12 protein-coding genes and 1 other RNA gene are annotated in these 16217 nt (G+C 38.5%); 8 read left to right on the forward strand and 5 right to left on the reverse strand.

The features are described from left to right. Positions 1-45: 45 nt before the first annotated feature. The 3 genes from BKM32_RS09925 (at position 46) to BKM32_RS09935 (ending at position 3493) form a co-directional block, all read left to right on the forward strand. Complete coding sequence (locus BKM32_RS09925; protein WP_076663674.1) at positions 46-405, forward strand: DUF779 domain-containing protein; 360 nt, start codon at positions 46-48, stop codon at positions 403-405. Between the two features lie 148 nt (positions 406-553). After that, positions 554-2461 (forward strand): acetate--CoA ligase, encoded by a 1908-nt coding sequence (acs, locus tag BKM32_RS09930; RefSeq protein ID WP_076663675.1) that lies wholly within the window; start codon positions 554-556, stop codon positions 2459-2461. 129 nt (positions 2462-2590) lie between these two features. Then, positions 2591-3493: a DUF2167 domain-containing protein gene (locus tag BKM32_RS09935; protein WP_076663676.1), complete on the forward strand. Its 903-nt coding sequence runs from the start codon at positions 2591-2593 to the stop codon at positions 3491-3493. An 84-nt stretch (positions 3494-3577) separates the two neighbouring features. Here the strand turns inward: BKM32_RS09935 and galB are convergent, their stop codons facing one another. The 4 genes from galB to BKM32_RS09955 all read right to left on the reverse strand — a co-directional run bounded on the left by galB (position 3578) and on the right by BKM32_RS09955 (position 11791). Beyond that, on the reverse strand, positions 3578-6283 hold the full coding sequence (gene galB, locus BKM32_RS09940; protein ID WP_171971861.1) for a beta-galactosidase GalB: 2706 nt from the start codon (positions 6281-6283) through the stop codon (positions 3578-3580). A gap of 195 nt (positions 6284-6478) precedes the next feature. Further along, the gene (locus tag BKM32_RS09945) at positions 6479-7567 is read right to left on the reverse strand and encodes a Gfo/Idh/MocA family protein (RefSeq protein ID WP_076663678.1); all 1089 of its coding nucleotides are present in this window, start codon (positions 7565-7567) and stop codon (positions 6479-6481) included. Between the two features lie 61 nt (positions 7568-7628). Continuing rightward, positions 7629-10091 (reverse strand): carboxypeptidase-like regulatory domain-containing protein, encoded by a 2463-nt coding sequence (locus BKM32_RS09950; RefSeq protein WP_076663679.1) that lies wholly within the window; start codon positions 10089-10091, stop codon positions 7629-7631. An 11-nt stretch (positions 10092-10102) separates the two neighbouring features. Next, positions 10103-11791 (reverse strand): M23 family metallopeptidase, encoded by a 1689-nt coding sequence (locus BKM32_RS09955; protein WP_076663680.1) that lies wholly within the window; start codon positions 11789-11791, stop codon positions 10103-10105. Positions 11792-11969: 178 nt separating this feature from the next. On the opposite strand from BKM32_RS09955, the gene BKM32_RS09960 reads away from it, so the two are divergent. The 4 genes from BKM32_RS09960 (at position 11970) to rny (ending at position 14362) form a co-directional block, all read left to right on the forward strand. Continuing rightward, complete coding sequence (locus tag BKM32_RS09960; protein ID WP_076663681.1) at positions 11970-12260, forward strand: hypothetical protein; 291 nt, start codon at positions 11970-11972, stop codon at positions 12258-12260. A gap of 16 nt (positions 12261-12276) precedes the next feature. Further along, positions 12277-12570, forward strand: coding sequence for a cell division protein ZapA (locus tag BKM32_RS09965; RefSeq protein WP_053978006.1), 294 nt, complete (start codon positions 12277-12279; stop codon positions 12568-12570). A gap of 53 nt (positions 12571-12623) precedes the next feature. Next, a non-coding RNA gene (gene ssrS / locus BKM32_RS09970) (6S RNA) lies at positions 12624-12731 on the forward strand. Positions 12732-12784: 53 nt separating this feature from the next. Next, positions 12785-14362 (forward strand): ribonuclease Y, encoded by a 1578-nt coding sequence (rny, locus tag BKM32_RS09975; RefSeq protein ID WP_053978005.1) that lies wholly within the window; start codon positions 12785-12787, stop codon positions 14360-14362. Between the two features lie 50 nt (positions 14363-14412). Here the strand turns inward: rny and xerD are convergent, their stop codons facing one another. Next, positions 14413-15375: a site-specific tyrosine recombinase XerD gene (gene xerD / locus BKM32_RS09980; RefSeq protein ID WP_083702155.1), complete on the reverse strand. Its 963-nt coding sequence runs from the start codon at positions 15373-15375 to the stop codon at positions 14413-14415. Between the two features lie 207 nt (positions 15376-15582). Between xerD and BKM32_RS09985 the strand changes: the two genes are divergently transcribed. Then, a complete protein-coding gene (locus BKM32_RS09985) occupies positions 15583-16194 on the forward strand; it encodes a hypothetical protein (protein ID WP_123812100.1) in 612 nt (203 codons plus the stop codon). The last annotated feature ends 23 nt before the right edge of the window (positions 16195-16217 follow it).

Below are 16217 nucleotides of genomic sequence, written 5' to 3' on the forward strand. Positions count from 1 at the left end.
GAAGGCTGATGTCCCCAAAGTCAGCCTTTTTTTTATCTTATAACTATGGAACGAATAGCAATTACAGAAAAGGCCGCTGAAATAGTAGAGACACTAAAGCAGAAGTATGGAGCGCTTATTTTTCATCAAAGTGGTGGCTGTTGCGATGGGTCTTCGCCAATGATTTTAGAAAAAGAAGACATGTATATTGATGAGAGCGATGTGCTATTGGGCTATCTGCAGGACCTTCCTTTTTATATGAATCGCGATCAGTTTGAATATTGGAAACACACCCATTTAACAATAGATGTCACTGAGGGAAGAGGGGCTAGTTTCTCTCTGGAAATACCTCTGGGTGTCAGGTTTTTGATTCATTCAAGGTTGTTGACCGAAGCGGAAGAAGCCTTTTTCAATAAAAAAGAGTAGGATTTATCATTAATCTTTTGGGTAGGATACTTCCGTCGACAGAAAAATGTTGTCGGTAGAAAAAGAACTGTCTCTAAACATAATTTTTATACCTTAGAACCAAATCAATTCTCTCAATTTGTCAAAATTGGGATACAAATTTTAATACATGAGTCATTATCATATAAAACATTTAGAAGAATATTACCAAGTGTACCGAAAGTCGGTAAGGGAACCAGAAAATTTTTGGGAAGAAATTGCAGAAGAACACTTTTTGTGGCGGAAAAAATGGGATAAAGTCCTTAGTTGGGATTTTGCCAAACCGGAAGTAAAATGGTTTGAAGGGGCTCAATTGAACATAACAGAAAACTGTATCGACAGACATCTATCTACGAGAGGGGACAAAACCGCGATTCTGTTTGAACCGAATGACCCAAGTGAACCTGCAGAACACATTACCTACAGACAACTTTATGAACGGGTTAATCAGTTTGCCAATGTGCTAAAGGAACAGGGCATTCAAAGAGGAGATAGAGTATGTATTTATGTGCCGATGATTCCTGAATTGGCAATTTCCATTTTGGCCTGTGCTAGAATTGGGGCTATTCACTCGGTGGTATTTGCAGGCTTTTCTTCCAAAGCATTAGCTACAAGAATCAACGATAGTGAATGTAAACTGGTAGTTACTGCAGATGGTTCGTATCGAGGAGCAAAAACCATCGATTTAAAAGGAATTGTAGATGAAGCCTTGCAGAACTGTCCTTCCGTGAAAAGTGTTTTGGTAGCCAAACGCACCAATGAAGAGGTCCATATGGAAGCAGGTCGTGACCATTGGTTGCAACCTTTATTGGATAAGGCTTCCAAAGAGGGAAAAGCAGAAATCATGAATGCCGAAGATCCTTTGTTCATTTTATATACTTCTGGATCTACGGGAAGACCAAAAGGGATGGTACATACTTCGGCTGGTTATATGGTGTATACAGCCTACACATTTAAAAACACGTTTCAGTATAGAGAACATGACATTTTTTGGTGTACCGCAGATATAGGTTGGATTACGGGGCATAGTTACATTGTTTACGGACCGTTGGCAAATGGCGCCACCACCGTAATGTTTGAAGGTGTGCCAAGTTACCCTGACTTTGGACGCTTCTGGGAAATTGTTCAGAAACACAAAGTCACCCAATTTTATACCGCGCCTACGGCCATTAGAGCTTTAGCAAAACAAGGTGTGGAATTGGTTGATAAATATGATTTGTCTTCCTTGAAAGTGTTGGGGTCGGTTGGTGAGCCTATCAATGAAGAGGCCTGGCACTGGTATAACGATACCATAGGGAAAGGGAAAAGCCCTATTGTTGATACCTGGTGGCAAACTGAAACAGGAGGCATCATGATCACGCCAATTCCTTTTGTAACACCTACAAAACCTACCTATGCCACCTTGCCGTTTATTGGGGTGCAACCTGCGTTAATGGATGACAATGGACAGGAAATAAAAGGCAACCAAGTAGATGGTAAATTGTGTATTAAATTCCCTTGGCCTTCTATGGCCAGAACCATTTGGGGAGATCACCAAAGATATAAGGACACGTATTTTTCTGCTTTTGAAAATAAATATTTTACAGGGGATGGAGCCTTGCGAGATGAAGTTGGCTACTATCGTATCACAGGTCGAGTGGATGATGTAATTATTGTTTCTGGACATAACCTTGGAACAGCACCAATTGAGGACGCCATCAACGAACATCCTGCAGTGTCAGAATCCGCAATTGTTGGGTTCCCGCATGATGTGAAAGGAAATGCGCTATATGGTTATGTAACTTTGAAAGATACGGGTGAAAGCAGAAACCATGAGAACCTTCGTAAGGAGATCAACCAATTGATAACCGATCGTATTGGACCTATTGCGAAATTGGACAAAATTCAGTTTACCCAAGGATTGCCAAAAACACGAAGTGGTAAGATCATGCGTCGTATTCTTCGTAAAATTGCGAGTAACGACACTTCTAATCTTGGAGATACAAGCACATTGTTAAACCCTGAGGTAGTTCAGGAGATTATGGATAATGTGTTATAGGTTTGACACTTATTAAGTTATATTCATAGGTTAAGTATTTTCTTTATTTGTTAAGATTTATTGGTCAAAAGGGGACATTATTTTTTTATATTTCAACTCTTTAACAATAACCAAACCTAATCTTAAATCATGAAAAAGATTTTACTTAACCTATGCTTTTTAATGCTATTACAGTTGGGCTATTCCCAAACTGAAACTGACACCATTTCCTTTGACTTGGATGTTGTAAAGTTTTACACAGATAGCATCAACAATTCCTTTGAATTTCAAAAGGGAACAATCACTTTGCAGGATGGCATTGCCACTTTGGAAGTCCCTCAAGGCTTTAAATATCTAGATCCAGAACAAAGTAATTACGTGCTTACAGAGCTTTGGGAAAATCCACCAAGTGAAACCTTAGGGTTGTTATTTCCAGAGAACATGTTTCCTCTTAGTGATAACTTCACCTATTGCGTAGAATTAGGGTATTCCGAAGAAGGTTATATTGAAGATGAAGATGCTGAAGATTTGGACTATGACGATCTTTTAGAGGAAATGCAGGAAGATATCAAAGCAGGTAACCCAGAGCGTGTGGCACAAGGGTATGGCGAAATGGAATTGGTAGGATGGGCCTCTGCACCGTACTATGATAATGTGACTAAAAAGCTGCACTGGGCAAAGGAAATACATTTTGAAGGAACAGATATCAATACGTTGAATTATAACATTAGAGTGCTGGGGAGAAAGGGATACCTTAATTTGAATGCCATTGGGGATATCGATATGTTGGATACATTCAACCGAGACAGAGATCAAATTATTGAGAGTGTAAGATTTTCGGAAGGAAATCGCTACTCCGATTTTAATCCTGATTTAGACGAAGTGGCTGCCTATGGAATTGGTGGACTTATTGCCGGTAAGGTACTGGCTAAAGCAGGCTTTTTTGCATTGCTTCTAAAATTTTGGAAAGTTATTGCCGTTGGAGCTGTGGCTTTATTCAGTGGTTTTAGAAAGCGTTTGTTTGGAGGTAGAAATGAGGAACCGGAAGCCTAATATTTCAAAACATATAAATAAAAAAGGAGTATAAAATTTATACTCCTTTTTTATTGGATTATAGGTAAATAGTCGTGATCCTGTTTATTGGCAATTTATGGTTACAGAACCACTCTGTAAACCACTAGAATTCGCTGTTACTTTTATTGGGCCGTTAGCCCCTTTCTTTGCTTTAATAACAACCAGAGCCAATCCATTAAATGCATTTCTTTCTGAGGAAGCAAAGGAGGTCAAATCAGTTGGATCTCCGTTGTCAGTGGCAACTATCTCACCAGGGCCTTCAATTGTAAAGGATATGAGATTGTTGGCATTGGCCACAAAAAGATCCTTGTTGTCTGTGATTTTTACTGTAATAAATACCAAGTCTTTTCCATTTGATAACAAATCGTCCTGATCTGTTTTTAAGTCCAATTTTGAAGGTTCCCCAGTGGTGTGAACAGTTTCTTCACTCCAAAATTGGCCATTTTTATAAGCTACAGCTTTTAGGGTTCCCGGATTATATACAACATCATCCCAACGTAAACGGTATTCAAAAGGTCCTTTCTTTTTGCGTCCCAAGGATTTTTCATTCAAAAACAATTCTACTTCATCTCCAGAGGTGAAAATATGCACAGGAGTAATTTGTCCGATACGTTCTGGCCAATTCCAATGCGGAAGAATATGTACCATGGGTAAATCAGGTCGCCATCTGGCTTGGTATAAATAAAAACGGTCCTTTTTAAAGCCTGCCAAATCAATAAGTCCAAAATAGGAGCTTCTAGAAGAATAGTAGGGAGTAGGTTCTCCCAAATAATCCCATCCGGACCAGACAAAGTCCCCTGCTACAAAAGGGTGTTTGTCCTGCGATGCAAATACTTTATCTGCGGAAGATCCAAAATTGGCAGTATACAATTCATACGAACTCACATAACCAGTTTTGGGATCCCCTCCAATACCATTTGAAATAGGAGAACTAATATCTCCTGTTACTGGAAACAGATAAGTTCCTCTCGAACTTAATGCCGCAGCCGTTTCACTGCTGATAATAGCTTTGTTTGGAAATGCTTGGTGGAAGGCAGGGTACAAGGGGGACGTTTTGATACCTTGTAGATGAGCATAAGCGGGGGCATCTCTAATACCTTCTCCTTGATAGTTTAAGCTGATAACATCCATAATGGAAGGGAAGGGCATGTTGGGCTTGGCATAGTTCATTGAGGCGGTAGTTGGCCTTGAGGGGTCTTCGTTTTTTACAATAGCACTTAATTCAGCCCCCACTTTGGCACCTTCTTCATCTGTATACTGCTCTCCAACTTCATTGCCGAAACTCCATAATATTACGGAAGGATGGTTCCTATCTCGTCGTACAAAAGAGCGTGTGTCGGCTTCAAGCCAATCATCAAAAATAAGATGGAAATCATGTGGTGTTTTTTTACGTTCCCAGCTATCGAATATTTCATCAATTACCAAAAATCCCATTTGGTCTGTTAACTCCAAAAGTTCTGAAGCAGGAGGGTTGTGCGCCATCCTAATGGCATTGCATCCTAACTCTTTTAGGATTTCCAATTGACGTTTGGCCGCTTTTAGGTTGAAGGCTGCCCCTAAAGCACCTAAATCATGGTGCTGATTAACACCTTGTATTTTTATAGTTTCTCCATTCACTATAAGTCCTTTGTCGGCATCAAAAATAACTTCGCGAATGCCAAAAACAGTTTCATAATTGTCTATAATAGTGCCATCTTGAGAATGAATGGTTGTAATCGCTTTGTAAAGATTTGGTGTTTGGGTTGGTGGCGGTCCCCATAATTTTGGATGTTTTATGACGGCGGATCCTTTTATTGTTTTGCGACTGTTAGAGTTTAGGATTATGTTATTTTCCTTGATGCTCGCAGCTCTTAATCCTAATCTTTTGAAGCCATTTTCCAAGGGATAAATTTCTGTTACGACATCAACAGTTGTATTACTCAAGGCATCATTGTCGATAGTTATTTCAAAATCTATGGTTGCGGAGTCTTTAGAAACTTCTTTGGAAGTGACATAGGTTCCCCATTGACCAACATGAATTTTGTTAGTTTTGGTAAGCCAAACATTTCTATAAATCCCACCTCCAGGGTACCAACGCGCGGAATGGTTTGGGTTATCAATTCTAATTGCTAGTTGGTTACTTCCTCCAAATTTGATATATGGTGTTAAATCCAATTGCCATGAATTGTAACCATAGGGCCAACCACCAATCAAATGACCATTAAGCCATACCATAGCGTAGGACATGGCTCCATCTATATCCAAAAAAATAGATTTTTCTTTATCGGTTTCGGGAATTTCCAATTGCTTTCTGTACCATGCCACACCATTACTAGGTAACCGTCCCATGCCTCCTCCAACTTCAGAATCATCGCCTTTCATAAAAGGACCTTTAATGGCCCAGTCATGGGGTAAATCCACCGTTTCCCAAGTATTGTCGTCAAAATTAGTTTGCACAAAAGGAAAGTTTTTACCAGGATTACCCTGAGGTCTTTTGTGATGCTTGTTACTGTCCTTAATAAAAGGATTAGCGGTTGGTAAAATATAGGGTTTTAGAACTTCGGAAGAAGTAGCTATTTCAACAGCTTCGGTTGGTTTGGAATCCGCTTCTTTGGTGTCATCAACATTTTCAATGTGAGGTCTTATATCATAAATGAGATTGTCGGCCAATGTTTCCGATTCATATTTCATGAATTTCCAACCTTCATTTATTGAAATTCGCTCCCTAGAATTATTACTTTTATCTGTGGAATTGGTTGTAGTACACCCCAAAACAAAGAGATAAAACATGGTAAAAACCATAGGCTTAAAACAATATTTTAAAGTATTGAAATTAATGCGTAGAAGATATTGTATATTTCTCAATGTGACACGTCATTTATTGGTATAAATATAAAGTATTCTTATTGAATAGTTATTCCAAATTACTCGAAGATTGACTATGGGATATTGAGAAGAAAATTAAGTTCCGAACCTATACAAATACTAGGCAATAGGAATTCTTTTTCCATTTTGAGCCGCTGATTTGTAGATGGCTTCAACCACTTTAATATCTTTAAAACCTTCTTCACCAGGGACTATAGGTGCCGTTTTATTCATGATCGCCAATGCGTCATCATCCATTTGTTTCGCTTGTTGGTTTCCTTGAAATGGTGATACTTTTTGTCCATCACTTCCTAGCACACTAACACCGTTATAATATTGCAAAGGTTCGGCTTTGTACCAGCCATTGGCACAGTCAACTTTCATGGTATTAATGTTTTCTGCAAAAGAGGTTTTGCATTGAGCCGTGATGCCATTTGGAAATTCTAAGTTGAAATGGGTAATTTCATCTGCAATGAAAACATTTGGTCGTGTATATTCATGCGTGGCACTCACAGAAATTGGTTCCAGTCCTGTAGCATAACGTACGGCATTGAGTGGATATACCCCCATGTCATACATAGCGCCACCACCTAAAGTTTTATGAAGTTTCCAATTATTGTGGTCGCTTGCTCTATTATAGAAACCCGCTTCGGCATATAAGGAATTTATAGTGCCATACGGTTTGGTTTGTGACCATTTTATGATGGTTTGGGTTACTGGTTCATGCTGAAGGCGGTAACCGATGGTTAACTGCACTTTGTTTTTATTACAGGCTTGGATAATGGCTTCACATTCCGAAACATTCATGGCCATTGGTTTTTCGCACCACACATGTTTCCCTGCTTCGGCGCCAATAATACTATACGGTTTATGAAGGGAATTGGGAAGGACAATGTAAACGATGTCAATATCATCATTATCTGCTATGGTATGCATGTTTTCATAATTGTAAACATTCGCATCTGGGATCTTGTATTTCTTTTGCCAAACAGGAATTTTTTCTGGGGATCCAGTTACAATACCTCTCAACTCACAATATTTGGTTAACTGGAGTGCAGGTGCCAAAATATCTTTACTGTAATAGCCCAAACCCACCAAAGCTACTCCTAACTTTGATTTCCTTTGTGGAATCATAAAACTGGATAGAGGCAATGCACTTGCCGCCAAAAGAATCCCTGAAGTTTTTAGAAATGACCGTCTATTGCCCATAATTTGACTATTTGTGAATTAGCTTCTCTAATTTACAAAAATATGGGCAGTTGTTTTGGGATTATAAACGAGCTGATAATCTTACGTTGAAAACTCTAGGCGTTAAATAGTTTGGAATGGCATACTGACGCTTGCTGTAAACATCCCTCACCCAAGTATTGGTAATAGAGTTTTGCACATCAAACATGTTGAAGATTTCAAATCCTAAGGTAAGGTCTTTAAAATGACGCTTCCAGCTATCGTAAGTTTTGTTTTGATCTACCAATACATAGCTTACCCCTAAATCGGCACGTTTGTAGTCGCGAAGCCTGTTTTGGTATTGGTAAGGATTGGCATAACTTGGCGAACCTCCGGGAACTCCCGTATTGTAAACCAAATTCAAGTACATTTTAAGTTCTGGGATGCTTGGCACATAATCCTGAAAGAGAATTCCAAACTTTAAACGTTGGTCTGTAGGCCTGGCAATATAACCTTGGTCTTCGATGTTTTCTTCAGTTTTTAAATATCCAAAGCTGAACCAAGACTCGGTGCCTTTTACAAATTCTCCATTAAGTCGCATATCCAATCCATAGGCGTAAGCTTTGGCATTATTCTTTGCGCGATAGCGAATACGAACATTTTCCAAAGTATATGGATTCACATCCGAAAGGTGCTTGTAATAAGCTTCAGAAACCAATTTAAAAGGTCTGTCCCAAAGCTCAAAGCTGTATTCATTCCCAAATACGATATGGGTTGACTTTTGGGCTTTTACATGAGGTTGTACAACTCCTGAAGAATCCCTAAGTTCTCTGTAGAAAGGAGGTTGGTAGTACAGCCCTCCTGCAACCCTAAAGAGCATGTCTTTATCCCAATCTGGTTTTATGGCAAATTGTCCACGAGGACTAATCACGGTTTGTGTTACGGTTTCAACCCCGTCTCCGCTCACGGTCCAATTATGGGCTCTAGCTCCTAAATTATAAAAGACCTCATGATTTCCTAAAGTGGATCGTTTGCTCCATTGGGCATAGGCCTGTAAACGATCGATCTGAACCTTGTTGGTAGCCCTCACGTTTTGAAACGCTACCAAAGGACCTTCGTATGGACTATAAGGCTGATTGTTGGGAATGTGAAGGGTAGGAGGCGTGATGGAAAAACCTGCACTGTCAATAACTTCCCATTCTACCAAACGGTCTCTAATGTCTTCATGGGTATATTTTACAGACCATTCAATAGTGGTGTTTTCACTTGGTTTGTAATCTCCTTTGTGTTCTGCATTAAAAATAAGGGCGTCTAAATCGTTTCTCGCATGAGTAAGCTGTGAACCAATCCCTTCACTAAATTCCACTTCTCCCAAATTTTCATCTCCAATACTACTGTTGACTTCTCCAAGACGGTATTGGGCCAAAATGTCGAAATATTCCTCTTCTGTGGTGTGATATCCAGAAGCTATTAATTTTAAGGTCAATTTATCCGACACGAAGTAATTGGCCTTAAATGCTCCAAAATTGGTAACGTATTCGTCTTTTTCCTGACCTTCATAAAATACCAAAAGGGCAATAGGGTCGGTTAAAGTTCCAAAGTTGGTCTGTCTGTTCTGTGGTTCAAAATGGTATTTGTTGACAGAGAAATTTCCTAAGAAATTCAAATGAAATTTATCTGAAAACTTATAAGTTAAATAAGTTTGGGCATCTGCAAACACTGGTTTTACATTGGTTTCCGTTTCCATAGAATTAATGAGCAGACTATTGTCGCGGTAACGTAATCCAACAATTCCAGAGAATTTAGAATCTTTACTGATGGCTTCTGCCGCAATGCTTCCGCCAAGTAAGCTTAAATCAGTTCGGACTCCAAATTTAACTGGCGTTCGATAGGTAATATCTAAAACAGAGGATAGCTTGTCTCCATATTTGGCTTGAAATCCACCGGCGGAAAAATCTACATTTTGAACCAAATCGGTATTTACAAAGCTCAAACCTTCTTGTTGGCCCGAACGGATCAGGAACGGTCTGTAGACTTCGATCTCGTTGACATATACCAAGTTTTCGTCAAAATTTCCACCTCTAACCGAATATTGCGTACTCAATTCATTGGAAACATTGACTCCAGGAAGTGTCTTCAAAATATTTTCTACGCCTGGTTGCGCGCCTTTTATGGTTCTGATAACTTCTGGGGCAATTGTGGTAACCCCATTTACAGATTGTCTTGTATTGGTATTTATAACCACGGTAGCGATTTGCTCTATATCCACCTTCATCACAGGATTGAACTCCAATTCTTGCCCATTTTTAAGGTTGAAGGTCACCACCACACGTTTGTAGGAGAGGTGAGTAAACTCAATAGTCACCTCTGTATTGGAAGGAATTTTTAGCTCATAAAATCCATTACTGTTGGAAGAAGTGCCTGAGGCACCTGCTTTTATAGAAACATTTGGCACCGGAAGTTGGGTGTCGTCCAAAATAACTCCTTTAATAGTGGCCTGCTGCGAAAATCCTAAAAGGGAGAAACAGAAAAATGCAAAAATTACGAGATAAACGTTAGGTTTCAATAGTTGAGATTTTATTTTCTAAAAAACGTAGCTTCAAATGTAGAACTATTTCCTACATTATCCGTAACGATGACCTTCAAATTGTTTTCTGTATCGCTAATAATGTTATCCTCAAAATTATAGGTCAAAGTGCCTTTTTTGTATTCATACTCCATTAAAATCCATTTTCCGTTAATGGTTGCGCGATAGTTGCTGATGCCGGAGTCTTTGTCTCCAATTTTCACTTTTAATTCAGTGGCATTACTCATCCATTTACCATCATAAAAATTTACGGGTGTAATGGTTGGTGGTACCAAATCGGATTCTAGGGTAAAAGTACCCAGAGATTTTGTTTTAGCAGCAAGGGTTTCGCCTTGACGGGAGGTAGTGAGGTATCTTGGCGTTTTGTTATAACCTGTTAGTTCGGCAATGTAAAGCTTCTCTTTGTCGTCATCTAGATAATTACTGATATCATATTTAATGGAGAAACTTTTTTGAAGCGGGACAATATCTTTTCCTAACAAAAGGGTGTCTGCTTTCACATCAAAATCCAAATAGGTATCATCATAAAAGGTTCCTTGGGGAATGTTAACTGAAATATTGCCTTTTTCCAAGTTGGTAGCTTTTCCAGGCAACGCATAATACATAGGTTTGATGTCTTCTTCTTGTTTTGGCAACTCAAGTTCGGTTCCTTTAATAGGAATGGTAATCCAAACATCATTGTCCTTAAAATCCTTTACCCTGATTTTATATACAGAGGAAGTACTGTCCTGAACAGTTACATAGCCGTTGTTTTCCACATCTTTATAAAGGCTCAATGGATTGTTTTGTTCAACAAAGAGTTTTTGGATGTAATTGTGCTTGGTCTTATAGTTTTCAAAATCTATCAAGCGGTTGATATGTTTCGTTTCTGAATAGCTAAAGCGTTTAAAATCAATTTCAAAATGTTTACTTCCGTTGTAAAAACACTGAATGCTATTTACACCATTTTTATTGGGCGCATCATCCAACCTGTCGTAGGTGTTAATTCCGAATCCAATATCTCCTAATGCTTCAATTTCTTCAACGTTGAAATCGCTGCCTGCGGTTGGAATCAATCGAAGCTCGATTCGTTTTTGAGACCCATTTACATGCGATTTTTCATTTTTGGCATAGGCAAAAATTCCATTTATGGTAGGCTTTCGCGAATCTTTTACATTCAAACCAAAAAGCATGGGGTTCATCGGGCGCTCTTCGTTATCACGAATTTCAAAATGCAGATGGGGAGCAAAAGAACCTCCGGTATTTCCTGAAAGTGCAATGATTTCGTCCTGCGTCACAGGAAGTTCATCTGGTGTAGGGAAGACTTCTACTTCGTAGGTTTCCTTTTGATATTGACATTCCTTGATATACTTTTCAATTTTATCTGAAAACTTTTGCAAGTGGGCATATACTGTGGTGTAACCATTTGGGTGGGTGACATATAGTGCCTTACCGTAGCCAAAATGCGAAATCTTAATTCTGCTCACATATCCCGGGGCCGAAGTATGCACATTTAAGCCTTCGCGCTGTTGTGTTTTTATGTCCAATCCGGCATGAAAGTGGTTGGGACGCAACTCGGCAAAGGTTCCGGCAAGCACAATTGGAATCTCCATAGGATTTCTAAAATAGTCCTGAGGGTATTCAGTTTGTGAAAAGCTGATTTGGCACAGTAACAGTAGGAAAAATAGGGTCTTTTTCATAAGCAAATTTGAGAGGCTAAAATATTAATTTGGTACTAATCTTCAAAAGGGATTGCCCATAAATAGTAGAAAACAGCACTTTACATTGTATAATTAATTATTTTAAAAATTATTGTAAAACAATTGTGATTTTTGTTTTGGTATGTTAACTTTGTTGAGACAGTAGTGGATATTGCAAATGAGTAAAATTGAAGAGATTGTAGATTCTTTAGAGAATAAAATTAGCAAGCTTTTGCACAAACTCGAGGTTTTAAGGCAAACAAATGCTAAGCTTTCGCAGGAATTAGCTCTTCAACAGCACAAGAATTTACAATACCAGGAAGAAATAAGTGCTTGGGTTGAAAAATACGAAGCGCTCAAGGTAGCAAAATCCTTACTGGGCAGTGACGAAGATAACAGAGAAACGAAGCTCAAAATAAACGCATTAATCAGGGATATTGACCACTGTATTGCGCAATTGTCTGAATAATGTAATTGTATGATGTATGTCAGAACAGCTTAAGATAAAGCTTTCCATTGCAAATAGGGTGTACCCTTTAACAATAGCTCCAAGCCAGGAGGAAGGGTTGCGAAAGGCGGCGAAGAAGATTGAAGCAATGATAGGCCAGTTTGAGCAAAATTATTCTGTAAGGGATAAGCAAGATGTATTGGCCATGTGTGCCTTGCAGTTTGCCTCCCAATTAGAGCAAAAATCTATAGATCGAGAAAATGTAAGCGAAGAGGTGGAAAACAAGTTGTTGGCCCTGGATGAACTCCTGCAGCTACATTTAAACTCATAACGTTCTTTAAATAAAATAAGGTTACTGCCTACATTGGTTATTTTTTTTGATAAACTCAACGTTAATTCTTTAAAAAGGGTGAGTTTAAGTTGTAAAACCGAGCTGTCTCTGAACAGAGGGTTGATCAGCTTGTTAGCCCTAAACTTGTTTTTAAGGAGTTTATACAAAATGTTAAACCGATGTAGGCTTTTTTATATATATTAACTAACTAAACATGGAAATGAACACAATTTTATTGATTGTAGGAGGCGTGGTACTTGGTGTAGTCATTGGATATATTGTTGCAAAGACTCTTGAAAAGAACAATGCATCAAAAGTTGTCGCCAATGCAAAGCAAGAGGCCGAAGGAATCATCAAGCAGGCTACTGCCGAAGGAGAATCTATCAAAAAGGACAAAATACTTCAGGCTAAGGAGAAATTTATTGAGCTGAAATCGGAGCATGAAAAGGTGATTTTATCGCGCGATAAGAAAATTGCCGAAGCAGAAAAGCGTACTAGGGATAAAGAATCTCAGGTATCCAATGAGTTGGCCAAGCATAAAAAGGCAAACCAATCCATTGAAGATAAGATTAAGGATTACGATTTTCGTTTGGAGTTTTTGGAAAAGAAGAAGGTAGAGATTGAAAAGGCTCATAAAAGCCAAATCAAGCAACTGGAAGTGATTTCTGGACTGTCTGCAGAAGACGCTAAAGCAGAACTTGTAGAGTCTCTTAAAAATGAGGCAAAATCGGATGCTATGGCTTATGTTCAAGACCGCATTGAAGAGGCCAAACTTACCGCTCAGCAAGAAGCCAAGAAAATCATTATTAATACCATTCAGCGTATTGGTACCGAAGAAGCTATTGATAACTGTGTATCAGTTTTCAATATTGAATCGGATGATGTGAAGGGAAGAATCATTGGTAGGGAAGGACGTAACATTCGTGCCATTGAAGCCGCCACAGGTGTTGAAATTATAGTAGACGATACACCAGAAGCTATCATTTTGTCTTGTTTTGATTCTGTGCGTCGTGAAGTAGCACGTTTATCGTTACACCGTTTGGTTACCGATGGTAGAATTCACCCTGCGCGTATTGAGGAAGTTGTTAAAAAGACCCAAAAGCAAATTGAGCAGGAAATTATCGAAGTTGGTAAGCGTACAGTAATCGACTTAGGTATTCATGGATTGCACCCAGAATTGATCAAATTGGTCGGGCGTATGAAATACCGTTCTTCTTATGGTCAAAACTTATTACAGCACTCTAGAGAAGTTGCAAAACTTTGTGGAGTTATGGCCGCGGAATTGGGCTTAAATCCAAAATTGGCAAAACGTGCAGGACTATTGCATGATATAGGAAAAGTGCCAGATTCCGAAGCAGATGTTGAAACACCTCACGCTATCTTGGGAATGCAGTGGGCAGAAAAGTATGGCGAAAAACCAGAAGTTTGTAATGCCATTGGAGCTCACCACGATGAAATAGAAATGACCACTTTGTTGGCGCCAGTTATTCAAGTATGTGATGCTATTTCTGGAGCAAGACCAGGGGCAAGACGTCAAGTTTTGGATTCGTATATCCAACGTTTGAAAGACTTAGAAGATGTTGCTTTTGGATTTAGCGGTGTAAACAAAGCCTATGCTATCCAAGCTGGTAGAGAGCTAAGGGTGATTGTGGAAAGCGAAAAAGTTTCTGATGATCAAGCTGCTAAATTGTCTTTTGAGATTTCTCAAAAAATCCAAACAGACATGACCTATCCAGGACAAGTAAAAGTTACCGTAATTAGAGAAACTAGAGCGGTGAACATTGCTAAATAACTTAAGAAAATTAATCATAAAAAAGGCATCCAATTCGGATGCCTTTTTTGTTATTTACCAGAGTTGTCAGAATCGATTTGTTCTTTAATACCTTCTCCCTCGTTTTCCTCTTCCTTTGGTTTTCTAGGATGATACGTCATCAGTACTTCTTTTAAGTGGCTTCTATCCAAATGCATGTAGATTTCTGTAGTGGTAATGCTTTCGTGGCCCAACATCATTTGTATGGACCTTAAATCGGCACCATTTTCCAATAAATGTGTTGCAAAGGAGTGTCGAAAGGTATGAGGTGAAATACTTTTGTTAAGATTGATTTTAACAGCTAATTGTTTGATGATGGTAAAAATCATGGCTCTAGTAAGCTGTCTGCCTCTTCGGTTAAGGAACAAGGTATCTTTAAATTCAGGTTTTATAGGAAGATGAACGCGCACTTCTTTCCTGTAAATATTGATGTATTTCTGTGTTTGTGGATCAATAGGCACAAAGCGTTGTTTATCTCCTTTTCCAGTTACTTTTATAAAGCCTTCTTCAAAATAGAGATCAGACAATTTTAGATTGGTCAACTCGCTCACACGAAGGCCACAGCTATAAAGGGTTTCCAAAATGGCTCGGTTGCGTTCACCTTCGTCTTTACTTAAATCTATGGCGGCAATAAGATGGTCTATGTCGTCAACGCTTAAAGTGTCAGGTAGTTTCCTTCCAATTTTAGGTGATTCAATATGATCCATAGGGTTGGTATCCCGATATTCTTCAAATACCAAATAGCCAAAAAAGCTTCGCAGTCCAGAAATCAATCGTGATTGGGATCTAGCGTTGATACTTTTGGAGATTTCATAAATGAAAGGTTGAACTGATTCCTTTGTAATATCTAGAGGTAAAACAGAAATATCATTTTGCTGTAAATAATTAATGAGCTTTAGGATATCGTACTCATAATTATCAATAGAGTTCTGGGATAGGCCCCGTTCTATCTTTAAATAGTGTTTGTAATCTTGAAGCGCGTTTTGCCAATTCATTGGCTAAATGTACTATTATTTTAAGGGAATATTCAAAATTTAAAATACAGATTAGAAGGGGGTTTCGTAGGGATTGTAAAAAAAATATGCAGATAAAGTGTTTTAAATAAGTTATATAAGTAAATTTGTTAGTGTTGTTGACGGTAAGAGAAACAATGATTAAAATTCCAATTAACTAAATAGTAATTCATTAAAATTAGAATACGTATGAAAAGAATTGTATGCTTAGCCATCTTTATGTCCATGTCAATTATTGCTGCTAAGGCTCAAACTGATAGTGAAGAAGTAAGTGATGATATGATAGAAAAAATAAAGACAGGAGGGTTTAAAATTGGAGCGGATGTAGGGTTTCCATTGAGCGGAACCACAGATATTTCCAATTTTAATTTTGGGTTTTATGGTACTTATTTGGTTGAAGTTGCAGAAAATCTTGAGGTAGGAGGTTTGGTTGGGTATACTCATTTTTCTGGAGACGGTTATTATGAGCGTTATCTTCCCAACAATGGAGGATCAAATGGAACATCGATAAGGATAGACAATGATAGTAATTCATTTTTGCCTATTGCCGCTTCTGCTCGTTATCATTTTATGGATCATGCATTTTTTGCCGCTTTAGATCTTGGATTTGCCCTAAATGTGTCGGGAGATGCGGATACAGGAATGTACTTTAGACCTAAGTTTGGGTACAATTTGGGGATGATTAATCTATTGGCTTCCTTTCAGGTAATTACAGCAGAAGTAGACCATTCGGCACAAGGCTATTTCTACAATGTCAATGGATTTAATTCCTTTAATATTGGTATTGAATACTCTTTTTAAAATGTAAACATAAAGCTATTAAT

The sequence above is a fragment of the Mangrovimonas sp. DI 80 genome (genome assembly GCF_001975575.1).
In the GTDB taxonomy this organism is placed as follows: domain Bacteria; phylum Bacteroidota; class Bacteroidia; order Flavobacteriales; family Flavobacteriaceae; genus Mangrovimonas_A; species Mangrovimonas_A xylaniphaga.

Bases quoted from the DNA above. Each gene is read 5' to 3' on its own strand.
- galB (WP_171971861.1), bottom strand. From the start codon at position 6,283: ATGTTTTATCTCTTTGTTTTGGGGTGTACTACAACCAATTCCACAGAT.
- BKM32_RS09965 (WP_053978006.1), top strand. From the start codon at position 12,277: ATGTCAGAACAGCTTAAGATAAAGCTTTCCATTGCAAATAGGGTGTAC.
- BKM32_RS09935 (WP_076663676.1), top strand. From the start codon at position 2,591: ATGAAAAAGATTTTACTTAACCTATGCTTTTTAATGCTATTACAGTTG.
- BKM32_RS09960 (WP_076663681.1), top strand. From the start codon at position 11,970: ATGAGTAAAATTGAAGAGATTGTAGATTCTTTAGAGAATAAAATTAGC.
- BKM32_RS09955 (WP_076663680.1), bottom strand. From the start codon at position 11,791: ATGAAAAAGACCCTATTTTTCCTACTGTTACTGTGCCAAATCAGCTTT.
- BKM32_RS09985 (WP_123812100.1), top strand. From the start codon at position 15,583: ATGAAAAGAATTGTATGCTTAGCCATCTTTATGTCCATGTCAATTATT.
- xerD (WP_083702155.1), bottom strand. From the start codon at position 15,375: ATGAATTGGCAAAACGCGCTTCAAGATTACAAACACTATTTAAAGATA.
- BKM32_RS09925 (WP_076663674.1), top strand. From the start codon at position 46: ATGGAACGAATAGCAATTACAGAAAAGGCCGCTGAAATAGTAGAGACA.
- BKM32_RS09945 (WP_076663678.1), bottom strand. From the start codon at position 7,567: ATGGGCAATAGACGGTCATTTCTAAAAACTTCAGGGATTCTTTTGGCG.
- acs (WP_076663675.1), top strand. From the start codon at position 554: ATGAGTCATTATCATATAAAACATTTAGAAGAATATTACCAAGTGTAC.
- rny (WP_053978005.1), top strand. From the start codon at position 12,785: ATGGAAATGAACACAATTTTATTGATTGTAGGAGGCGTGGTACTTGGT.